The organism is Nonomuraea sp. KM90 (assembly GCF_052246675.1).
In the GTDB taxonomy this organism is placed as follows: Bacteria; Actinomycetota; Actinomycetes; order Streptosporangiales; family Streptosporangiaceae; genus Nonomuraea.
Genome location: NZ_JBQQCB010000013.1, coordinates 56,662 through 79,280, shown reverse-complemented (window position 1 = coordinate 79,280; position 22,619 = coordinate 56,662). Strand labels below are relative to the sequence as shown.

The following is a 22,619-nucleotide window of genomic DNA, read 5'->3' as shown; positions in this document are numbered from 1 at the left end:
GGTCGCCACCGCCACGATCGAGGCATGGCCGGACGAGGAGCGATCACGCTGTGCTACGGGCTGACGGGCGTCATGAACGCGCTGTGGGGCGCCACGCTCCCGGCCACCGACGCGCGCCTGGAGCTCGGGCCCGGCCGGCTCGGCGGGCTGCTGATGGCACTGGCCGCCGGCGCCCTCGTGGCCATGCCGGTGGCCGGACGGCTGGCCGACCGGTGGACCGGACGGCGCCTGCTGCGGGCCTGCGCCCCGGCGGCGGCGCTCGCGCTGACCGGCCCGGCCCTGGCGACCCGCGTCGAGACGCTGATGATCTCAGCTGTCGTGCTCGGGATGCTGTTCGGGCTGCTCAACGTGGCCCTGAGCGTGCAGGCGGTGGCCGTCGAGCGTACGCTCGGCCGCCCGATCATGGCCACGGTGCACGGCACGTGGACGCTCGGCGCGGTCGCGGGCGGCGCGATCATCACCACGGCCCTGCGCGCCGACGCCGACGTGCGGGCGCTGATGGCCGCGGGCGCGATCACCCTGGCCACCGCCCTGGCCACCGCCCTGGCCACCGTCAAGGGCCCTCCGGACGCACCCGCCCGCCCTGCCGGGGGCGCTCGGGACGCACCCGCCCGCTCCGACCGGGGGGCTCCGGACGCACGCGCCCGCTCCGACCGGGCCGCGCGGCGGGCGGCTCCGCTCCGACCGGGACTCTTGGCCCTGCTGGGCGTGATCGGCGCGGCCGCCTTCGTCACCGAGGGCGCCGCCACCGACTGGGCCGGCGTGCACGCGACCCGTGTCCTGGGCGCGGACCCCGCCACCGGGTCGCTCGTGTACACCGTCTTCTTCGTCGCGATGACGCTCGTCCGCTTCGTCGGCGACGCCCTGCGCACGCGGCTCGGCGTCGTCCGCACGACCCGGCTGGCCGGCGCGACCGCCACGGCCGGCTACGGCCTGGTCCTGCTCGCGGGCGTCCTGCCCGCGAGCGCGCGAGTGGGCTGCGCCATGGCCGGCTGGGCGCTGGCCGGCGCCGGCATGGCCGTGGTCTGGCCGATCGTGGCCAGCCTGCTCGGCAGCGCCGACGGTGCCGCCCGCCGGCTGTCCGCGGTCACCACCATCAGCTACGGCGGGGGCCTGATCGGCCCCGCCCTCATCGGGTACGTCGCGACGACGGCGACGCTGCCCCTCGCCCTGGTGATCCCGGCGGCCCTGGCGCTGCTCGTGGCCACCGCCGCACCACCGCTGCTGCACACGGTCGTCAGGACCGTGGCCGCAGCCGACCACCCCATCGCAGCATCCAGGAGAACCCCATGAACAAGACCGTCTCCACGCTCGCCGTCCCGGGCGCCCGCCTGTACTTCGAGGTACGCGGCCAGGGCCCGCTCGTCGCGCTCGTCGGCGCCCCGATGGACGCCGATTCCTTCGCCGCGCTGGCCGGCCTGCTCGCCACCGACCACACGGTGCTCACCACCGACCCGCGCGGCGTCGGGCGCAGCCCGCTCGACGATCCCGCCCAGGACTCCACGCCGGAGCTGCGCGCCGACGACCTGTCCCGCCTGCTGACCCACGTGGACGCCGGACCCGCCACGGTGTTCGGCTCCAGCGGCGGCGCCGTCACCGCCCTCGCCCACGCCCAGAGCCACCCCGAGCAACTGCGCGCCGTCATCGCCCACGAACCCCCGCTGCTCGATCTCCTGGAGGACCGCGACAAGCAGCACGCCAAGACCGACGACCTCATCGCCACCTACCTCGGCGGCGACGCCATCGGCGCCTGGGCGAAGTTCATGGCCCAGGCCGGCATCGCGCTGCCCGAGGGGGCGCTGGAGATGATGTTCGGCGGTGAACGCGACCCGCGGCACGTCGCCGACGAGCGCCACTGGTTCGCCCACGAGCTGCAGGGCACCACCCGCTGGCGGCCCGACCTGGACCGGCTGCGCTCGGCGCCCGGCCTCGTGATCGGCATCGGCGAGGAGTCGGCCGGGCAGCTGTGTGACCGCACCTCCCGAGCGCTGGGGCTCGCCCTCGGCCTCGACCCCGTCCCGTTCCCCGGCGACCACACGGGCTTCGCCGACGACCCTGACAGGTTCGCCCCCGGCCTGCGCGCCCTCCTGACCCGGACCTGACCCGACCGGGCATCTCGCATCCCGGGCCCGGAGGGCGGCGGCATCGCGGACCTCCCTCGACGCACTCAGATCCGGAGTCGCGAAGGATAGTCGGCATCCGCGGGTTATCCGATCGAAACACGATCGCCACCTCGCGGCTGCGTCAATGCGCCTTCGTACACCGGCGAATCGGCGATAAGATCGCGGCGGGTCGCAAGGGTGACATTGGTCGAACGTGAATGCCCTCTATTCATTCAGAAATAGCCGATGAACGGATTTTCGTGCCGTGGTGCTCGAATCTCCTTAGGGGTTGGTGGGCGTGAGTGCGGATTTCGAAGAGGCCACGCCGCGCCTCGAATGGCCCATGGATCTGGACATCAACGCCCTGCTGGAGGGCGGCTGGCGCCCCACACCCTTCCAGCAGTTCGTCCTCAAGATTCACAGCAGATGCAATCTCGCCTGCACCTACTGCTACATGTACGAGATGGCCGACCAGGGCTGGCGCCGCCAGCCCCGGCGGATGTCGCAGTCGACGATCGACTCCGTCGCGGCACGCATCGCCGAGCACGCGCGGCTGAACCGCCTGTCCGAAGTGGACGTGATCCTCCACGGCGGCGAGCCCCTGCTCGCCGGCGCCGACCACATCCGCTACGCGGTGAACGCCGTACGCACCGCGGTCGACCCCGGCGTGACGGTGAACGTCCAGGTGCAGACCAACGGGGTGCTCCTCGACCCCGTCTTCCTCGACCTGTTCGACGAACTCGGCGTCCTGGTCGCGGTCAGCCTCGACGGCGACCGCGAGGCCAACGACCGCCACCGCCGCGGACCGGCGGGGCAGGGCAGCTACGACCGGGTCCACGCCGGGCTGACCAACCTCACCTCCCCCGCCTTCCGGCACCTGTTCAACGGGGTGCTGTGCACGATCGACCTGCGGAACGACCCCGTCGGCACGTACGAGGCGCTCCTGGCGTACGGTCCGCCGACGATGGACTTCCTGCTGCCGCACGGCACCTGGGAAACCCCTCCACCGGGCCTCCGGCCGGACGGTACGGACGCCCCATACGGCGACTGGCTCATCGCCGTCTTCGACCGCTGGTACCACGCGCCGGAGCGCGAGACCCGGCTCCGCCTGTTCGACGAGATCATTCGTCTCGTGCTCGGACGCCCCTCGCGCAGCGAGGCCGTCGGGCTCTCCGCGGTCGCCGTCGTCGTCGTCGAGACCGACGGCGGCATCGAACAGGTGGACAGCCTCAAATCGGCCTACGACGGAGCAACCCGTACGCCGCTGCACGTCGGCGCCCACGCTTTCGACGAGGCCCTCATGCTGCCCTCGATCGCCGCCCGGCAGATCGGCGAGCGCGCGCTGTCACCGGAATGCCAGGCGTGCGAAATACGGCGTGTCTGCGGCGCGGGGCTCTATCCCCATCGCTATCGCCCGGGCACCGGATTCGCCAATCCCAGCGTTTACTGCCGCGACCTCTTCCGGCTCATCAAACACGTCCAGCACGCGGTGAACGACGACATCGCCGCCGTGCGCGACCGCAGCCGGCGTCGTCGCGCTTCCGCACAGACCACCGATCCGCAGAGAGGCAACCTCACGCCCATGCCGTTGACACCGCATTCCCTGCCGAAAGAGGTGTTCCTCGAACTCGCCGCGGGCGGCGGCGGCCGCGACGCCGTCGAGCGCCTGTGGACGGCGCAGGACAGCAAACGCCTGCTGCTCCTGCGCGGCGTCCGCGACCTCGCCGAGGACGATGCCCCGCGGGTCCGGCACGCCTACGAGCTGCTCGCCGACATCCAGGAGGCCGCACCCGAGGTGACCAGGGCGGTGCTCCGCTATCCGACCGTCGGCTCCTGGGGGCTGCGGACGCTCCACGCGCTCAGCGGCGGGACACCGCCGGCTCCTTGGGAGACTCCGAGCGCCATGGCGTCGCTGGCGGCGGTCGCGGCGATCCGGTCCGGGCGCAGCGAGACGATCGAGGTGCCCGTGATGGACGGCGCGGTCGTGCTCCCGTCGCTGGGCCGGGCGATCGTCCCCGGCGCAGGCCGGTTCGCCGTCGTGCGTACCGGGGACGGCGAGGCGGAGATCAGCGCCGGCGCGGTCACCGTACGCGTCGGGGCGGATCCCTCATGGGAAGGCCTGCGGCGCATCCGTGCCTCGCATCGCGGCGTGGCGGTCGAGTTCGTCGTCGACGACCTCGACCCGAACCGGATGCCGGGCGCGCGGCGGACCGAGGGCCGGCTGAGCGAGGCGGAGCTGCACGGGTGGGAGTCGACGCTCCAGCCGGCCTGGGAGACCCTCATCGACCGGCACCGCCAGGTCGCCGAGGAGACCACTGCCGTGGTCACGGTGCTGACGCCGCTGATCGGGCCGGAGAACGGCACCTCCAGCGCCACCTCCAAACTGGCCTTCGGCAACATCGGGCTCTCCACGCCGCCCGATCCGCACTCGTTCGCGGTGACCCTGGCGCACGAGTCCCAGCACGCGAAGCTGAGCGGCCTGCTGGATCTCATCCCCCTGACGCAGCCGGACGACGGCAGCCGCTACTACGCGCCGTGGCGTGACGACCCGCGCCCGCTGGGCGGCCTGCTCCAGGGCGCGTACGCGCACATGGGCATCGCGGCGTTCTGGAGGGTGGAACGCCAGGAGCCGCATCCGGCGGACCTGCTGCTCCGCGCGCACACGGAGTTCGCCCAGTGGCGCGACGGCACCGAGGCGGCGATCCGGGCGCTGCGGACAAGTGGCCGGCTCACCGCCGAAGGCGATCTGTTCACCGCCGAGATGGCCGGCACGATGGCCGAGATGTGTGCCGAGGACGTACCGGCCGAGGCCACCCGCCGCGCCCGCGTCTCGATCGGCCGGCACCTGGCCGGCTGGCGCCAACGCAACGGCGAACCACCGGCCGGCCAGTTGCCCTCACTCGCCTGAGGCACGGAGACCTCGGTCGTCAGATCGGCGGCGGGTCGAAGTCGAGGTCCAGGTGCCGTTCCTCCATGAAGGCGATGGCGTCGGGATGCTCCAGGTTGAGCCTCTGCGCGTACCGGTCGCGGGTGGCCTCGCGGAGAGCCGCCGCCTCCTCGACGGCCTCGGGCGTGCCGAGGCGCTTGAGGTCGGCCGAAAGGTTGGCGGCGCAGGCGAGGCTCATCGGATGGTTCTGGCTGACGAGCTCCGTCAGCCGGCCATAGGTGTCGCGGCCGCGCTCCACGGCCAGGTCGTACAACCCCAGCGCCGCCAGGTCGCTCGCCAGGTTGGTCGCCACGGTCAGGTAGTAGTGGTGGTTGCGCCCGAGACGCCGCTCGAGCTTCTCCAGCGTCTCCTCGTTCAGCGCGCGGGCCTTCTCCGGGTCCTGGCAGGTGCGGTGCAGCAGCGCCAGGTTGCCCGTGCAGGCCAGACAGTACGGATGGTCGGCGCCGTAGACGTGCGGATAGCGCTTCACGGTGTCGGCCGCCAGTTCCAGTCCTTCCTGCTCCTGACCGTTGTTGCGCTGCACGTTGGCCAGGGACATGGCCGCGGCCAGCGTGTCGGGGTGGTCGAGGCCGTACCTTCGGACATAGCGGCCGTGCACGTCGGTGCACATCTCCAGTGCCCTGTCGAGCTCGCCGAGCCTCCGCCAGGCGATGGAGAGGTCCTTGGCGGTCCAGAGGTAGGTGGGGTGATCGCCGCCCAGATACTCCAGACCGTAGGCGAGAGCCTCTTCGCCCAGGTCGCTGGCCTCGGCGTAGTCACCGGACAGGCGGACCGCACGTGCGAGCGCGTTCCAGTGGACCAGCACGGTCGCCGCGCCCGCCTGCGCGTCCTGCAGCCCGATGTAGGCGATCTCGTGCAGTTCCCGAGCCCGATGGAAACGACTGGTGAGGCTGTAGTCCAGGGCCAGGTTGTTCTTCGCGCGCAGGGTTCGCTGATCCTCGGGGCCGAAGGCCGCCTCGTGCCGGCGTACCGAGTCCTCGTCATGGCTCAGGGCCGCGGCGAAGTCGCCTCGCGCCCGCAGGTCGGCGCCGATGCCGCTGACCAGGAGCAGCAGCTCGTCATCGGGCGTGCCCACCCGGCGCATCTTGCCGAGCGTCCGCTGGTTGAGCTCGTAGACCTCGTTGTACTTGCCCAGCTGGCGCAGGATGTTGCCCTGCTCGCGATAGGCCTTGAGCACGTGGGGATCGTCGGGGCCGGAGTCCTTCTCCCACTGGTCGATGAAGAGGTTGACGAACTCCTGCGCGAACCCGTCGCCGGACATGTACAGATAACGCGCCAGGTTCAGCGCGAAGTCGCGCACTTTCAGGTCTCGGCTTTCCTGGACCCGGGCGGGCACGACATGCCCCAGGATGCCGCCGTAACGGCCCCAGTTGACTGACTCTTCGGGATTGCCCAGTTGCAGGCCGGTCAGCAGACGGTGGACGTCCGCGAGATGCCCGGCCTTCTCCTCGGGGTCGAGCTCGTCGCGTACGAGTGCCTGGATCAGCCGGTGCACCTGGATGGTCCGGCTGCTCGGGTCGATGCGCGCCAGGGCGAAGCGGCCCAGCTCGCCCACCGACCGGCTCAGCTTGATCGGATTGGCGAGCAGCTCGTTCAGCTGAGGGCTCAGGCCGGTGACGCGCTGGCTGAACACATCGCGCGGGATCGGCTCCGGGCCGAAGAAGGCACAGCAGCGCAGCAGGTCGATGGCCTCCGGGCGCCGCTCGCTCAGCCGGCTGACCGAGAGGTTCCAGGCCGCCGTCATCGAGATCGGGTATTCGGTCGGCTTGCCCTCGTCGAGGAGCTGGCTGGCGTGCTCGTTCAGCAGCTCGATGTACTCGTCGACGGGCATGCCCGTCTCGGCCTGGAGCGCACCGGCCTGCTCCAGCGCCAGGGGAAGGTCTCCCAGCTGGTCGGCGAGCCGGTCGGCGTCCTCGGGAGCGATCGCCCTGCGGACCCGCTTGCTCAGGAACGCGATGCTCTCCGCCCGGGTGAAGACGTCGACCGGGACGGCCTCGACGACGTCCTCCCACCGGTGGTTGCGTGAAGTGATCAGGACATGGCCCGGCCCGTCGGGGATCACGTCCCGGATCTCCTCCGGCTCGTCCGCGTTGTCGAAGATGAGCAGCCAGCGGTTGTACGGCTTGCCGCGCCGCAGCGCGTCCAGCGCGGCGTTGGCCGCGTCCTCGACGCCGATCGCCGCCGCCGACGGGAGGTCCAGATAAGGAGCCAGCGACGCCAGCGACGAGCGGATGAGCACCCGCTGGTCGGCGGAGATCCACCAGACGAGGTCGTACTCGTTGCCGTACCTGTAGGCGTACTCGACCGCCATCTGCGTCTTCCCGACACCGCCCAGACCGTGCAGGGCATGCGGAAGAACCCGCGGGAGGACCACCGTGACCTGACCGCTGGTCCCGGCGGTCATCCCCGAGCGCAGTTTCTCGAGGAGCACTTCTCTACCGGTGAAGTTCTTGTTCCTGGGCGGAATCTTGCCCCAAACCTCGGGCGCCGCTGACCGTCTTACTTCGCTCGGCTGTGTACCGGTCACAGGGCCACCTCCGAATCGTAGACTCCAGTCTCAACGTTGAACAACGCTTCGATACGGTCAATGGCACGCCGGAAACCGGCCATGTCACACCCAAGCGCCAACGCAAGAATAAAGAACTCGAGCAAGGCACCTCAGAGTAAACGGATTGATCGGCCAATCATGTATCGTGTCGATAACCTTTCCAAGTATCTTCGCGGCGCCGTCCCCGTACCAGAGGTGTCACCCAGCTTGTATGCTGTCCCGGACACTGGACCGTGATGCATCAGGCTGGGAGTTGGTCATGGAGCAACAGGAGAACGAACTGGCAGGTCAGCTGCCTAACTGTTCCGATCTGTCCCTCCGCGACCTCGACGAACTCGACGGCTCGGCCTTCGCCTACGCGATGAGGAGCCTGATGGCGCCCGATCGGCGCGACACCGAAGCCATCGCCGGGTTCAGTAACTCCGTTGGCCATTTCGACCGCGATTAAGACACAACGCCACAATCGGGCAGAAGTCAGCCCCTTTAGCGTTTCCCGTACGTTACTGCCTTCGCATGATTTTCTCGGCCTGCGTTCGATGATGGCGTGACAGGCGTGGATTCGTCGCCCGGAGGGCCTCGGTGGCGAGTTCCGCGGCAAGGTCCCGATATCCATGCCTGCGCATCGACCGGGCGAGGTACAGCAGGACCAGGCCATGTGTCCGCCCCTCCTCGCGAAGCTCCTCCACCTCCCTCCGCGAGACGGGAGCATTACGGCTCGCCGCCAGGATGTACGCCGCGCGGGCCGACAGCGGGGCCGCGATGGCGACACTGCCCAGGTCGTCCAGGGCTTCCTGCCACTTGTCCCAGTCCGCGTAGATCTCTCCGCGAATGCGGCGGGCCTCGGCATGCTCTGGATCCCGCTCCAGCACGGCGTTCAACTCCTTGACCGCCGTCTGGTAACGGCTCGTGTGCCAGAGAGCCTGCCCGAGCTCCAGCAAGGTGATCGTCTCACCCGCCGTGATGAGCCGAGCGGCCCGCGCGCTGCCGAGCGCGTTCTCCGTATCCCCCTGGAGGAGGTGGACGCGCGCTATCGCGGCGAACAGGTACGCGACGGCGGGGGACCTGGAGTCCGTCATCGCCTCGATCGCCAGCGCCTGGTCGTAGGCGTGCCGTGCGGCGTCGTGGTCCGCCCGCGCGAAGGCGATGTCGCCCAGGATGATCCAGGCGGAGATATGGATCTGGCCGTGCTCCCTTTCGGTCTTGGCCAGCACCGCTCGCGCGTACTTCTCGGCGAGCTTCGGATTGCCCACGGACATCGCCTGCTCCGCCTCACGAAGGAGGTCGCCCGCGGTGGGCTCCGGCCACGTCGCCGGTGCCTCTCGGAGCCGCTGGAGCGCGCTCGCCAGTCGCGGATGCTGGAGCTGGAAGCCGTCCCCGCCGGCCAGCCGGCAGAACTTGAGCAGATGCCGGTCCTCCACGGCGCGGACAACGGTGTCCGTGATCTCTTTCGGACGGTCGCCCTGGGGCGCGGGTGCCGCCTCGTGAGGCGAGGTCCCCTCAGATGACCTGGTGAAGGTCCGGCGCATCCAGCCGCCGATCTCGCAGGTGGGCAGGCCGTGGTCGCTGGTCAGCGTGAACAGCGTGCGGGAGCAGAAGTCGGCCAGCGTTCCGTCCACGTCGTTGAGCACCTTCTCGACGACGACGGACAACGTCCCGCCGCCGCGCACGCCTTCCAAGAGTTCGGCGCACAGCATCTGCAGCAGGACCGGCTCCACGAGCGCGGCACCCGACGTGCCGTGCTCGACCGTCAGCGTGTCCACGAGTCGCGCCGGCATGCCGTGGTCGAACTGCAGCTGGGTGCCCCGCAGCGGCCCCGTCAACGCTTCGATCGCGGACTGCCGGTCCAGCGGCGGCAGCTCGTACTCCGCCGGGGTCTCGCCCAGCGCCCCGCAGAGGCTGCGCGCCTCCTCGACGCAGTCCGGCCGGATCGACAGCAGCAGGTGGACGTCCGGAAAGGCCCGCAGGGCGGCTTCCAGCTCCTCGCGGAAGAGGCGGTGTTCCGGCTTCGCCGCGACAGAACTGCGGATCACCCTCTCGGCGCCGTCGATCGCCACCAGAATCGACGTGCCAGGTGGTGCCTGCCGCCGGAGGAACGCCGAGATCGTCAGGCCGACGCAGCGGGCGGGGTCCTCCGTGGGCTGCCACGACGACAGGAGCGCGAAGAGGGTGCGACCTCGGGCCGTGATCACCGGAGCCGGCAGGGTCCTGCGGTAGCTCGGGTCACCGACGGGCACCACGTGCGCTCCGCTGTTGGCCAGGTACGGAGCCACCCCGGCGTGGAGCAGGGACGTCTTTCCGACACCCGAGTCCCCGATCAGCAGGGTCAGCCGGTTTCGCTGCCAGAGCTCGGCCACCTCGCGGGTCTCGATGTTGCGGCCGAAGAACCTGGCCTCGTCATCCCTGCCGAACGGCCGGAGGCCGACCCACGGGTCGGCATCGTACGCGGTCACGAAGAGGCTCCTGCCGACACCGCAACCTGTCGCATCATGATCTCCCGTACCCATTGCCGCGGACAAGAACGGATGCCTGGTCGCGCACACATTCTGCCTGCCGCATACGCATGACCGTCCATGCCGGGGCTCCCAAATGATGGCGACCTGGCTTGATATCCGGCGTAAGTAATGCCGCAATCATCCAAGAAAGTCTTCTATCATGCTATGTCTAGCGTCAAAAGCCCCTCCCGGATAAAATTCCTGGACGCAAGAAACTGCTTTTTCCTCCTGACCCACAGCTGCATTTTTGGTGACCTAAATCGGTGTCACAGATCGCGCCGGCGGGGGTGGTGATGCGCGGCATGGCCGATCGCCTGCGCCCTGCGGAGTTGGCGCAGATCGCACGCGAGCTGCTGGAGAACGAGCCCGAACTGAAGTGCGAAGCCGAGCTTCACGCGGAAATAGTCGACGACATCCGGCAGCGGGCCGATGAGCTCTCCAATCTGCTGGGTGAGGACATCGCGGCGGTCGGCAAGGCTCGCCGTGCATGGCGCCGGCCCTGGGCCATCGCCACCCTGGCACTTCTCGTGGCGTCCCTCCTCGTCCTCGGGGCCACGCTCTTGAGCACCGGGATCCCCTTCCGTTCAAGAGCGGCCAACGCCGCGTTCTCGATCGGCCTGGTGGCGCTGGGGATGCTCGCCGTGGTGAAGCTGTGGAAAACGATCCGGCAGCAGAGTGTGCTCGCTTCCCGAGAGCTCCGGAAAGCCCTGTTGCCGCCGCTGCGCGCTCTGATCCGCCTCGCCATCAGCGAGTTGCAGGGCGAGGAGGTGCGCTGGTCCGGCACGCTGCGCACCTCCCAGGCTCCCGCGCTGGTGGAGCTCAACCTTCAGGACACCATTCCGTCCCGCACGTACGAGCGGCTCCGAGCCTTCATCGGCGAGCACGAGTCCTCGGCGACCGGGCTGGCCGGCGCCCGCGGCTCGGGCAAGACCACCCTGATGCGGCGACTTCGGCAGGACGAGGCCTTCGACTGCCATGTCGCCCTGGTCAGCGCGCCGGTGCAGTACTCCGCCGTGGAGTTCACCCGCCTCATCCACGGCGAGCTGGCACAGGTCTGCCTCAATCCCGGCGAGGCGAACCTCATCCGCGACCGCATGGCGGCGCCGGCCCTGCGAGTGGTGCTGCGGACGCTCCTGGCGGCGGTGGCGGTGTCCCTCCTGATCACCTTGTGGATCTACGACAAGAACCGTCCCGTGCCGAATCCGGTCAACCTCGGGTGGACGGGCATCACGGCCGTCGTGCTGGGCGGCCTGGTCATCGGGTTCGTGGTCAACCGGTGGTGGGCCCTCTTCCAGGGCCAGACGAAACTGATGGTCTCGCCGCAGACGACACGTGAGCTCTGCCTGCAACAGCTGGAGTTCCTGCGCTGGTCCACGACGGTCGAGCGGAGCGCGACCACCGCGGCGAAGGTCGGCGGATCCGGCTTCGAAGGCGGCAGCAAGCTGTCCCGCACCGAGCGCGAGGTCACCCACGCCGAGTCGGTCCAGGCGCTCCGGCAGTTCATCGACCAGCTGCTCGCGCTCAGCAACAAACCCGTCGTCATCTGCGTGGACGAGCTGGACAAGCTGGCGGATCCGGCCGAGGCCGTCGACGCGATCAACGGCCTCAAGGACCTGTTCCACGTCGCCAAGGCACACTTCGTCCTCTCCGTGTCCACCGACGCCATGCACAGCTTCGCCGCGCGGGGAGTGCCGGTGCGGGACGTGTTCGACTCGGCGTTCGACACCATCATCCCGGTCGGTCCGCTGTCGTTGGAGGAGTCACAGACGCTCATCTCGCGGCGGGCGCGCGACTTCTCCAAGGTGTTCGTGCTGTTCTGCTACGCGTGGTCCGGCGGCCACGCGCGCGACCTCATCCGTACCGCACGGTCGTGCGTGGACCTCAAGCACGAGCTCAAGGACGGCGAGGAGGCCACCATCGCCCTGCTGTCCCGGCGCGTGCTGCGGAACGACCTGCGCGAGGTCGTGGACGCGGCCGTCGAGAAGCTGCGCGGCGAGAGCGACGACCTCGCGCAGGCGATGCTGGACCGGGTCCTGGCGTTCCAGGAGTCGCTCGAGGACGAGCCCGCGAACCTGTACGACCTGGTCGAGGCGACCGAGTTCCCCCCGGTCACGGGGACGGTGGCCGCGGAGGCCCAGCTGGCGGCCACCCTGGCCCCGTACGCCCGGCTCGCCGCACTCTGCGAGCGCCTGTTCTCGGGCACGCCCCAGCCGGCGCCATGGCGGACCGAGGCGATGAGCAAGGCGGTCACCGCGCTGGCGGAGGCCCGCTCCTGCCTCGGACGGCACCCGCGAGAGATCGAGCGGAGGCTGAAACGCGCCGTCGACGCCTGCGCGGCGGTGGCGGTGCGAACCGGCCCCTGACCGGTGCGCTGATCAGGAGGTACGCCTACGGCGTGGGTCGGATCCGACCGAGCGTGGGAACGGAAGCCGTACCGAGCGCGAGCCGTGTGCCTGCGGCGGGGTCCCGATCGCCGTGCACGGACCGGACATACCACCGCTATACCGCCGTCTCCTAGCTTTTGTGCGTTGGAGCACAGGACCCAGGAAGGGCGAGGCACCCAAGTCATGCGGAGACGGCTCAGCAAGGCACACCGGCGCGCCCTCGTGGTGGGAATGAGCGCCGTGCTGGTGGCGGCGATCGCGAACGTCCACGCACCCATGGTGGCGACCGCGAACGCCCAGGGATCCGCGGCGGCCCAGCCGGGAGGGCTGAGCGCGTACGACAAGCTGGTGCTGTCGCACCGGCCGGCCTCCTACTGGCGGCTGTCACACCCGTCCTACGGTACGGAGACCGACCGGACCGGCAATGGGTACAAGGGCACCTTCCACAATGTCACCAGCTCGGTCCAGCTTCCCAACCGGGACGGCGCCTCGGTCTTCAACGGATCATCCGGATACTTCGAGGTGCCCAACGCCGACAGGTTCCACATCTCCACGACCGGCAAGTTCACCGTGGAGGCCTGGATCAGGCCGCACACCCTGCAGTTCCCCGACGAGGAGCAGAGCGGCTACGTCTACTTCCTGGGGAAGGGCACGAAGTCGGGCAGCGGCGGCGACCAGGAGTGGGCGGGCCGGATGTACTCGAAGGTGAACGACGAGGACCGCCCCAACCGGATCTCCGGATACGCCTGGAACCTCGACGGCGGCTTCGGCGCCGGGGCGGGCATCCAGCAGACCGTGCGGGTCAACGAGTGGATCCACATCGCGTTCACCTTCGACACCTCGGAAGGTGAGTACGGCAAGGTGCGGAGCTACCGCAACGGCGTGCTCGTGAGCTCGTCGAACCTGGTCTTCCGCCCCGGCCAGCCGGACGAGGTCATCGTGCGGCCCAAGCCCGGACCGGCCCCCGTCCGGGTCGGGACCCGCAGCAAGGCGTCCTGGTTCAAGGGTGCCATCGGGAAGTTCGCGATCTACAACCACGCGCTCACGAACAAGGAGCTCGCGACGCACTATGCCGCCATGACCGCGGCGAACACGCCGGACTTCAACGCTGACGGCGTGGGCGACCTCTTCTCGGCCAAGACCGGATCGCTGAACCTCTGGACCGGCAGGGGTGCCAACGACTTCTGGGGCAGAACCCGCGTCGGAGACGGCTGGGACGCCTTCACCCGACCGATCGCGGGCGACTTCGACGACGACGGGCGCACCGACCTGGTCGCCGCCGAAAAGAGCACCGGCTTGCTGCACGTCTGGAACGGCCGGGGCGGCAACGAGTTCAGCACCCCGGAGAAGCTCGGTTCCGGCTGGACACCGTACGCGGACACGCTGACGTCCGTGGGAGACATCAACCAGGACGGCCACAACGACATCGCGGCCACCCTCAACGGCACCCTCTACGCCTGGAACGGCCAGGGCGGCAACAAGTTCTCCGGCAGGACCACCATCGGCGCCGGCTGGAACAACTACACCCGGCCGATCGGCGGCGACTTCAACGGTGACGCCATCGGCGATCTGGCCGCGGTGGAGAAGGCCACCGGCGACCTCTACATCTGGAACGGCGAAGGCGGCAACGAGTTCACCACCAGGACGAGGACCGGGCCAGGCTGGACACCGTACGCGAACACGCTGATGTCCCTCGGCGACGTCGACCGGGACGGCCACACCGACATCGCGGCCGTCCACAACGACACGCTGTACCTCTGGAACGGCCGGGGCGGCAACCAGTTCGCAAGCGCGAAGACCGTCGGTCCCGGCTGGGCACCGTACTTCTGACCCGTTCCCGGCTCCGCGCCGCCGGGCCCTCCCGTCCCGATCACGAGACAGCGAACCCCGCCTCTGCCGATCGGCAGGCGGGGTTTCCGCATGCCAGAGCTACCTGAGGAGTTGGCGGGCCATCGTAGGCCTAGGTGATCTCCGACATCCCATTAGGCGACCTGAGAATATGCGTCGATCGCGAGGCTGAGCAGGGACGGCGCTGACTGCTTCATGAAGATCCCCAAGAAAGGCACGTCCTAGACCCCTTCGGCATGACGCCGGGGCGCGGCTTCTCCGGCCTGAACTCATGAGCCGTCCTACCCCGTACCGCCAGTTGACTCATCCCCGGTATGAGGAGGACCACGATGTGGCAACGACGGTTACGATCGGCCGGCCTACGAGTCTGCTTAGGAATCACCCTGGTCGGCCTACTCACCGCGGCCGCGCCCGGGCCGCCATCGGCACTTCCCGGTCAGCGGGACGCCAGTCCCGCACAGGCCATCGAGTCCAACGTAAGGGCCGCCAGCACGTACGTCGCCGGTGGCGGCGTGCGCCAAGGCGCCCAACTCGTCCTCTTCGTCCCCCTGCTGGCGATCAGCGGAGCGGAACTGATGACCGCTCTGGTGTTCAGCGTCGGCACGGTGGTGACCGTCACGACGACCCAGCAGGCGATCACTTACTGTAAAAGGCACGGCTGCAGCGTCAACCTGGCCAAGGCCAGGACCGCGGTCCAGCGCCCGAATCCCAATTCCAACAAGGCCAAGAACGATCGCAACCTGTACATCGGCTACGAGATCTTCTACGGTCGGAAGACCTACAAGTATGGGATCAGCCTCGCCTCCCGGGGGGTGGACCGTCCACAGGAACAGTTGAGGGCGTGTAATTTCTCCTTCGGAGTTATGGGAGGATGCGCCTTTCGGGTGCTCACGCGCAAGGTAGGATATCTCAAAGCGCGCTGGTGGGAGCACGGCAGAATAACTGCATATTTCATCGTGCACGGGCACTGTCCTCCCGGGCAGCTTAGAAGCTGTAAATGACAGGCCGCTCAGGCCGAAGCGTTCCGGCAAGAGCGTGAGATGCTGTCGCGGGCGTCTCACACTCTTGCTCTGCACCTGCATTGGAGGCCCCCCAATGACCGAAGAAACCTTCTGGGCCATAATCGACGAGCTTGACGGCGCGATCGACGACGACAGTATCGATTCCCTCAGCGAGCGGCTGTCGTCACTCGCCCCCGAAGACGTGGAGGGCTTCTGTGCCCACCTCGCTGCCAAGGTGGGCACGCTCTCCGGGCTGCCGCTCGCCGGACTCGCCGTGCCCGATGTGACCGACACCGGCCACGCCGCCCTCCCCTTGGCAGGGGATGCCCACGAGAACCTGCTTTACGCGATCGTCTCCTCGGGCAGAGCCCGATACGAGAGGGTGACATCCGACCCCTCGGCAGTGGAGGAAGAGGAGTGGGACGCGGGAGAAGCGGAGCTCCTCATCGAGGCGGCGGCCAGGTCCCTGTGGGAGATCGCCGGCGTGGACTGGTCTGACGAAGTCGACCCCTTGAGAGCACACCTTCGCCACGATCAGGGCTGGTACGAGACCTACCGAGGGTCCGCCTGGAAAAACATCCCCGGCCGCTACCTCACCGCCGCGCACGAACTCGACCAAAAGCTCAACCAATCCGAAGAATGGCTCGCATGGTGGCGACAGACGTCACTGCGCAAAATAAAGGTGGGAATAACCGTCAACTCCGATAAAACCCAACACAAGATCGAACGCGGCAAGAACATCGCCAAAGCAAATTTCCAAATGGACCGATCATATCTCATCGATCGCGACCACAACGCGTTGCAAGGGCTCGTCATCCAGGAGGCCACTTACATCACCGGCATCATAGCAACGGAATTGCGCATGACACCTCCCCCTGAACTTGCATGATCTGAATCGTCGGCCCGCGACAAGAGCGGCGAGCAGGACGGCAATGTCCCAGAAACCTCGGCGAGCAACTTCATGTCTTGCGCTGGTGCCGTCGGCCACTCCGACATCGAGGACGCTGCCCGCGTCGGGGCCTTTGTTACTCAACGGTCCATGCCACCAGCAGCCGCTCCGCTGTCTCCTCCACGGTCAACTCCGCAGTGTCCAGCCACAGATCAACCCCGGCCATCGATTCCTGCTCCTGATGGAGCATCGGGCTGCGGCAGGGTGAGCTCTTCGGCCCTCGAAGACATCCACTTCGAGGAGCGTGCTCTCCGCGTGCGGCCGCAGATCAAGAAGCTTGGAGCCGACCACGTCTTCGCACTACCGAAGAGCGATCGTGAGCGAGTCGTACCGCTGCCTGACTGGGCGGCCGAGGCCATCAGGCGGCACGTCGCGGCCTGTCCCCCGTTGCCCTGGTCTCTGCCTTGACAGAGGGTGGATGGCAAGCTCCGTACGCACAACCTGCTGTTCCGCTCGACGGACGACGGCTTCATCAAGGCCAGAAGCTACAGCGAGACCGCCTGTAAGCCCGCTCTCGTGGTCGCGGACGTGATTCCGGCACCGGACGAGGACGCCCGCCGGCGGAGCCGCTACGTCACCTCCCGCAAAGAGGGGCTGCACCAGCTCCGCCACTACTACGCGAGCGTCATGCTGGCCGGCGGTGTTTCGGTCAAGGAACTCGCCGAGTATCTAGGCCACGCCGATCCGGGCTTCACCCTGCGTGTCTACGCCCACATGATGCCGGGCTCCCATGAGCGTGCCAGGCAAGCGATCGACAACCGGCTGTTCCAGCCTCGGGCCACCAAGATCGCGACCAAGAATCTCGCGTAGCGCGCGACGAATCCCATACCAAGCGGACCTCGCCGACGGTGGGGTTCGCTTCGTTCTGCCAGGGCCGTCAGGTTAGGCCGTAGTGCCGGGCAAGCCGTGGAAGGCGACGCACGAACTCCCCCTCGTCGCCGAGATCCCATTCCTCCCCGTCGGGCTCCGCGTGGTAGGTCAGGAAGGGAAACTTGCTGTGGACGCCTCGTGCGCGTACGGCCTCCCCCAAGCTGTCCGTTTCGAGGCCGGTCGCCCGCTTGTAGGGCTCGAAGGTGACATAGGCGAATGACTCGAACTCGGGGTCGTCCTCACGCGACCACACCTCCCGGCGGGTGTAAGTGACCCGCTTCAGTCGGAACTTGCCGTCGCGGGACCACGTCGTTCGACGATGAGAGAAGTTCTTCATCAACTCCATGATCCGCTGCACTTCCGGCAGCTCAAGGATCCGATCAGGACAGTCGGCGACTTTCTCGAAGGCCTCACGGCCAAGGCTGATCAGCCAGTTCACGAAGTATTCGAACCCATCGGACGACCCGAATCCGGTGATGGTCCAGAACACCGCGTACATGTCCCAGGAGCAGGCTCGGTTGGCGCACAGCGTGAACCAAGCCTCGTAGTCCACGATCTCCTCGGCGGTCAGGCCGGAGAGCCGATCCTCCAGCCACGCCACTCGTGCTCGCCGGTTGTCGGTCTCGCGGGCCGAGCGTTCCACCAGTTCCCAGAAGCCGTCAAGGTCCACAAGCCGCGATCATGGCACCTCGCGGACCTGTTGCCCAGTGATCACGGAACAGCGACGGAACAACGCTCTTTCGTGCCGCTCGCCTGGTACACCAAAACCCGGGGCCGTACGCGCTCGACCCCGGGTTTCCGCAGGTCATAGACCTATTTCAGGAGCTGCCGGGCCATCACCATACGCTGGATCTGGTTGGTGCCCTCGTAGATCTGGGTGATCTTGGCGTCGCGCATCATGCGCTCCACCGGGAAGTCCTTCGTGTAGCCGTACCCGCCCAGCAGCTGCACCGCGTCCGTCGTGATCTCCATGGCCGCGTCCGAGGCCGCGCACTTCGCCGCGCTCGACAGGAACGTGAGGTCCTTCTGGGGGTCGCCGTGCATCGCCCGCTCCGACTTCGCCGCCGCGTGGTACGTGAGCTGACGCGCCGCCTCGAGCTTCATGGCCATGTCGGCGAGCATGAACTGCACGCCCTGGAAGTCGGCCACCGGCCGGCCGAACTGCTTGCGTTCCTTGACGTAGCCGATCGCGAAGTCCAGCGCTCCCTGGGCGATGCCGAGGGCCTGGGCGGCGATGGTGATGCGGGTGTGGTCCAGGGTGGCCAGGGCCGTCTTGAAGCCGGTGCCGGGCGCGCCGATCATGCGGTCCGCCGGGATGCGGACGTTGTCCAGGATGACCTGGCGGGTGGGCGAGCCCTTGATGCCGAGCTTCTTCTCCTTGGGGCCGAATGAGACGCCCTCGTCCGACTTCTCCACGACGAAGGCGGAGATGCCGCGCGGGCCGGCCGAGGGGTCGGTGACCGCCATCAGCGTGTAGTACTCGGAGACACCGGCGTTGGTGATCCACATCTTGGTGCCGTTGAGCACGTACGAGTCCCCGTCCGCCACCGCCCGCGTCTTCATGGCCGCCGCGTCCGAGCCCGCCTCCGGCTCCGACAGCGCGTACGAGAACATCCCCTCCCCCCGGGCCACCGGCGCCAGGTAGCGGGTCTTGAGCTCCTCCGACGCCGAGAGCAGCAGCGGCACCGTGCCGAGCTTGTTGACGGCGGGGATCAGGGAGGACGACGCGCAGGCGCGGGCCACCTCCTCGATGACGATCACGGTGGCCAGAGCGTCGGCCCCCGCGCCCCCGTACTGCTCAGGGACGTGCACGGCGTGCAGGTCCGATGCCACGAGCGCCTTGTAGACGTCCCAGGAGAACTCCTCGGTCTCGTCGATCTCGGCGGCGTGCGGCGCGATCTTCTCGTCGGCCAGGGCCCTTACCGTCTCCCTGAGCATGTCGTGCTCTTCGGCGGGTGCGTATAGCGGGAAGCTCATGCATCGAATACTAGGACGTCCGACCATCTTGTTACCAGCCGGTACGGTTTGCGAAGAGGTGCAGGTGGCACGTAGGAGGTAGCGAGGGCCGGTAGCATGCCTGCGCGATCGAAAGGAGCTCACTCGTGCCATATCGCCTCACGGTGATCGGGACCGGATACCTGGGGATCACGCATGCAGCCTGCATGGCCGATCTCGGATTCGACGTCCTGGGCCTCGACATCGACGCTGACAAGATCCGTCGACTGAACGCGGGCGAGCTCCCGATCCACGAACCCGGCCTCGAACCGGTCCTCCGCCGCGGTCTCGACTCCGGCCGGCTCCGCTTCACCACCTCGTACGAGGAGATCGCCGCCTTCGGCGACGTGCACTTCATCTGCGTGGGCACTCCGCAGAAACGCGGCGAGTACGCCGCGGACGTTACTTACATGGACAACGCCCTCGAATCCCTCGCCCCGCTCCTCGATCGCGAGTGCCTGGTCGTCGGCAAGTCCACCGTGCCCGTGGGCACCGCGGGGCGGCTGGCCGAGAAGCTGGCCCGGCTCGCTCCCGCCGGCGGGCAGACCGAGCTGGCGTGGAACCCCGAGTTCCTGCGCGAGGGGTTCGCCGTCCAGGACACCCTGAACCCCGATCGCATCGTCCTGGGCGTGCGCAGCGAACGTGCGGAGAAGATGCTGCGCGAGGTGTACGAGCCGCTGGGCGAGATTCCCGTCGTGGTGACCGATTTCGCCACCGCTGAGCTGGTCAAGACGGCCGCCAACGCCTTCCTGGCCACCAAGATCTCCTTCATCAACGCCATGGCCGAGGTCTGCGAGGCCGCGCACGCCGACGTCGAGCTGCTGTCCGAGGCGCTGTCGTACGACGACCGCATCGGCGGCCGCTACCTCAACGCCGGGCTCGGGTTCGGCGGCGGCTGCCTGCCCAAGGACATCAGGGCCTTCATGGCGCGGGCCGGCGAGCTGGGGGCGGACCAGGCGCTGACGTTCCTGCGCGAGGTGGACGCCATCAACATGCGGCGCCGCGCCCGCATGGTGGACCTGGCCAGAGAGTTGGCCGGCGGCTCCTTCCACGGGTGCACCGTGGGCGTGCTGGGAGCCGCGTTCAAGCCGAACTCCGACGACATCCGCGACTCCCCCGCGCTCGACGTCGCCGTGACGATCGGGCACCAGGGCGGACAGGTCACCGTGTACGACCCGATCGCGCTCGACAACGCCCGTAAGGCACATCCCGAGCTCAACTACGGCGAGTCGGCCGTCGAGGCGGTTCGCGGGGCGCATGTGGTGTTGCTTCTCACCGAGTGGCAGGAGTTCCTGCAGCTCGACCCGGTGGAGCTGGGTGCGGTGGTCGCCACCCGGCGCATCGTGGACGGCCGCAACGCCCTCAACTCCGAGATGTGGCGGTCGGCCGGCTGGCACTACCGCGCCCTGGGCCGCCCCTAGCCCACCAGCGCCGGGTCCCCATCGCCCCCAAGCCCCCCTTGGCCCCCGGGTCATCCGTGAGGAGCCGTATGGACAGGACGGCCAGGCTCTTGTCCGGTGCCGCCATCCTGGTGTGCCTGTTGTCGCTGCGGCCGGAGGCCCGGCCCGCCGTGGCCGCCCAGGCCGAGGGCGAGCTGCTGGCGATCGCGCGGACCTACCTCGACGACCGGGCGGCGCGGCTGACGACCGACGCGCCGGAGGGGGAGCTCACCCGCGCCCCGGTCACCGATGCCCTCCGGCGGCGCCTGGCCGCCGATGCCCTGGCGATCGACCGCCGCCGGGAGCTGCTCCGCTCCGTGAACGGCGGCCACGACCGGGCCGAGGTGACCGTCCAGGACGCGCGCTTCGACCACGACCACAGCCACGAGGGCGAGGGCGGAGCCCCGGCCCTCTACCTCACCGAACGCACCAAGCTCTTCCCCGCAGGCACCCTCCCGGACGCACCCCAGGCCGAGCAATACCAGCTCAGGCACCGTTTCACGTTCGAGAAGACGGCCGACGGGCGGTGGCGGCTGGCCTCGGCGGTTCCCGAGCTGGCCGAGGGCGGCCTCCCGCCGGACACGCACCCTTAGACCAGGTGCCGGACCCACTGGGTGACCAGCGGACGATAGCCGCGGCGGGCCCAGAACGGGGTGGACACCGGGTTCGGCAGCGCGTGGTGCAGCACCATGGACGAGACCCCGCCGGCCGCCGCGTGGTCGTGGGCCGCCTCGGTGAGCGCCGCGCCCACGCCCCGCCCCCGCGCCGACGGCTCGACGTACATGACCCCCAGGTACGCCACCGGCGAGTCGTTCACCGACCGCGCGATCCATCCCGACCGTCCGGGCGGCTGGACGATGACGCAGCCCACCGGCTCACCGCCCATCTCCGCCAGCCAGCACCACTCCAGCGGCAGCACCTCGGTCACCACCGACTCCCTGATGCGCTCCCTGGTGGACGCGCGCACGGTCACCCAGCCGAACTGCGCGTCGTAGGCCACCAGCCGCTCGTACATCCGCGCCACCGCCTCCAGGTCGCCGAGGCCGGCCCGGCGGACGGCGGCCACGGCATGCGCGGCGCGCGGGCGGATGCGGCAGACGGCGGCCGCGGCGATGGGGGCGAACCCGCGTACGGCCAGGGCCCTGGCGGGGACGGTGTCGCGACTCGGCCACGACACGGTCAGCGCCTGCCCGGGCTCGGCCCGGCGGGGCGCGGCCAGCCACCGGTCGAGCAGCGCGCCGAACGCGGCCTCCGGGTCGGGGCCGGCGACCCTGGCCTGGAGGCGGTGTACGACCAGGGGGGACCAGGAGGCCCGGAGCTCACCTGGATCGATCCGGTCCACCGACACCACGCCGACGGCGTCGGATGTTTCGAGCAGCTCGTCGCGCTGGCGTAAGGGCAGCTCGTCCTCGCCGGCGAGGAGCGGGTCCGCGGCGCGCACACGAGCCGCGTGACCTTTGATCAGATCGTCCATCCCGGCACCCTAGCCGCCGGAAAGCCCAGGATAAAAGGGCTATCAGAGCTCGGCCGCCTCCGCGCGCAGCTTCTCGCCCTTGGCGTACGCCTGCTCCTTCAACCGCTCCTGGAACTCCTCCATCCGCTTCCGCAGCCCCTCGTCGGAGGCGGCCAGGATGCGTACGGCCAGCAGCCCCGCGTTGCGGGCCCCGCCCACCGCCACCGTGGCGACCGGCACCCCGGCCGGCATCTGGACGATCGACAGCAGGGAGTCCATCCCGTCGAGATATTTCAGCGGCACCGGCACCCCGATCACCGGCAGCGGCGTGACGGAGGCCAGCATGCCGGGCAGGTGGGCGGCCCCGCCGGCGCCGGCGATGATCACCCGGAGGCCGCGGGAGGCCGCCTGGCGGCCGTAGTCGATCATCTCGACCGGCATGCGGTGCGCCGACACGACGTCGGCCTCGAACGGCACCCCGAACTCGGCGACCGCCTCCGCGGCGGCCTTCATGACCGGCCAGTCGGAGTCGCTCCCCATGACAATGCCGATCTTCACTGCGCCTCCTTCGTCAGCACCGGGAAATCGGGA

The 22,619-nt window shown here is 68.9% G+C and carries 17 protein-coding genes; 11 read left to right on the top strand and 6 right to left on the bottom strand.

Features of this window, described 5'->3' with window-relative positions; translation table 11 throughout:
* Positions 1-24 precede the first annotated feature (24 nt).
* The 3 genes from ACTWPW_RS17070 (at position 25) to ACTWPW_RS17060 (ending at position 5,010) form a co-directional block, all read left to right on the top strand.
* Positions 25-1,293 (top strand): MFS transporter, encoded by a 1,269-nt coding sequence (locus ACTWPW_RS17070; RefSeq protein ID WP_443169232.1) that lies wholly within the window; start codon positions 25-27, stop codon positions 1,291-1,293.
* The gene (locus ACTWPW_RS17065; RefSeq protein ID WP_443169231.1) at positions 1,290-2,102 is read left to right on the top strand and encodes an alpha/beta fold hydrolase; all 813 of its coding nucleotides are present in this window, start codon (positions 1,290-1,292) and stop codon (positions 2,100-2,102) included. Before ACTWPW_RS17070 ends, ACTWPW_RS17065 begins: the two co-directional genes overlap by 4 nt.
* Before the next feature lie 298 nt (positions 2,103-2,400).
* Positions 2,401-5,010: an FxsB family cyclophane-forming radical SAM/SPASM peptide maturase gene (locus ACTWPW_RS17060; RefSeq protein WP_443169230.1), complete on the top strand. Its 2,610-nt coding sequence runs from the start codon at positions 2,401-2,403 to the stop codon at positions 5,008-5,010.
* Positions 5,011-5,029: 19 nt separating this feature from the next.
* Here ACTWPW_RS17060 and fxsT read toward each other — a convergent pair whose 3' ends face one another.
* Positions 5,030-7,576, bottom strand: a complete 2,547-nt coding sequence (gene fxsT, locus ACTWPW_RS17055) for an FxSxx-COOH system tetratricopeptide repeat protein (RefSeq protein ID WP_443169229.1) — start codon at positions 7,574-7,576, stop codon at positions 5,030-5,032.
* A 280-nt stretch (positions 7,577-7,856) separates the two neighbouring features.
* Here fxsT and ACTWPW_RS17050 point away from each other — a divergent pair, with 280 nt between their 5' ends.
* Positions 7,857-8,045, top strand: a complete 189-nt coding sequence (locus ACTWPW_RS17050; RefSeq protein ID WP_375116325.1) for an FXSXX-COOH protein — start codon at positions 7,857-7,859, stop codon at positions 8,043-8,045.
* 52 nt (positions 8,046-8,097) lie between these two features.
* On the opposite strand, the gene ACTWPW_RS17045 is transcribed toward ACTWPW_RS17050, so the two are convergent.
* Entirely contained in the window at positions 8,098-10,047 is a 1,950-nt protein-coding gene (locus ACTWPW_RS17045; RefSeq protein ID WP_443169228.1) for an nSTAND1 domain-containing NTPase, read from the bottom strand.
* Positions 10,048-10,352: 305 nt separating this feature from the next.
* On the opposite strand from ACTWPW_RS17045, the gene ACTWPW_RS17040 reads away from it, so the two are divergent.
* From ACTWPW_RS17040 to ACTWPW_RS17020, 5 genes are all read left to right on the top strand, one after another.
* The gene (locus ACTWPW_RS17040) at positions 10,353-12,452 is read left to right on the top strand and encodes a P-loop NTPase fold protein (RefSeq protein WP_443169227.1); all 2,100 of its coding nucleotides are present in this window, start codon (positions 10,353-10,355) and stop codon (positions 12,450-12,452) included.
* Between the two features lie 204 nt (positions 12,453-12,656).
* Positions 12,657-14,303, top strand: a complete 1,647-nt coding sequence (locus ACTWPW_RS17035) for an FG-GAP-like repeat-containing protein (protein WP_443169226.1) — start codon at positions 12,657-12,659, stop codon at positions 14,301-14,303.
* A 347-nt stretch (positions 14,304-14,650) separates the two neighbouring features.
* A complete protein-coding gene (locus ACTWPW_RS17030; protein ID WP_443169225.1) occupies positions 14,651-15,322 on the top strand; it encodes a hypothetical protein in 672 nt (223 codons plus the stop codon).
* Between the two features lie 94 nt (positions 15,323-15,416).
* Positions 15,417-16,211, top strand: a complete 795-nt coding sequence (locus ACTWPW_RS17025; protein WP_443169224.1) for a DUF4240 domain-containing protein — start codon at positions 15,417-15,419, stop codon at positions 16,209-16,211.
* 474 nt (positions 16,212-16,685) lie between these two features.
* The gene (locus ACTWPW_RS17020) at positions 16,686-17,081 is read left to right on the top strand and encodes a tyrosine-type recombinase/integrase (RefSeq protein ID WP_443169223.1); all 396 of its coding nucleotides are present in this window, start codon (positions 16,686-16,688) and stop codon (positions 17,079-17,081) included.
* A 67-nt stretch (positions 17,082-17,148) separates the two neighbouring features.
* Here ACTWPW_RS17020 and ACTWPW_RS17015 read toward each other — a convergent pair whose 3' ends face one another.
* Complete coding sequence (locus tag ACTWPW_RS17015; protein ID WP_443169222.1) at positions 17,149-17,811, bottom strand: DUF4240 domain-containing protein; 663 nt, start codon at positions 17,809-17,811, stop codon at positions 17,149-17,151.
* A gap of 143 nt (positions 17,812-17,954) precedes the next feature.
* Complete coding sequence (locus ACTWPW_RS17010; protein WP_443169221.1) at positions 17,955-19,118, bottom strand: acyl-CoA dehydrogenase family protein; 1,164 nt, start codon at positions 19,116-19,118, stop codon at positions 17,955-17,957.
* A gap of 125 nt (positions 19,119-19,243) precedes the next feature.
* On the opposite strand from ACTWPW_RS17010, the gene ACTWPW_RS17005 reads away from it, so the two are divergent.
* Positions 19,244-20,557 (top strand): UDP-glucose dehydrogenase family protein, encoded by a 1,314-nt coding sequence (locus ACTWPW_RS17005; protein WP_364127809.1) that lies wholly within the window; start codon positions 19,244-19,246, stop codon positions 20,555-20,557.
* A gap of 68 nt (positions 20,558-20,625) precedes the next feature.
* On the top strand, positions 20,626-21,168 hold the full coding sequence (locus tag ACTWPW_RS17000; protein ID WP_375116320.1) for a hypothetical protein: 543 nt from the start codon (positions 20,626-20,628) through the stop codon (positions 21,166-21,168).
* Here ACTWPW_RS17000 and ACTWPW_RS16995 read toward each other — a convergent pair.
* Together ACTWPW_RS16995 and purE are read right to left on the bottom strand one after the other, a co-directional pair.
* Entirely contained in the window at positions 21,165-22,049 is an 885-nt protein-coding gene (locus ACTWPW_RS16995; RefSeq protein ID WP_375116319.1) for a GNAT family N-acetyltransferase, read from the bottom strand. The two genes, ACTWPW_RS17000 and ACTWPW_RS16995, sit on opposite strands and share 4 nt — an antisense overlap.
* Positions 22,050-22,091: 42 nt before the next feature.
* Positions 22,092-22,586: a 5-(carboxyamino)imidazole ribonucleotide mutase gene (purE, locus tag ACTWPW_RS16990; protein ID WP_375116318.1), complete on the bottom strand. Its 495-nt coding sequence runs from the start codon at positions 22,584-22,586 to the stop codon at positions 22,092-22,094.
* Between the last annotated feature and the right edge of the window lie 33 nt (positions 22,587-22,619).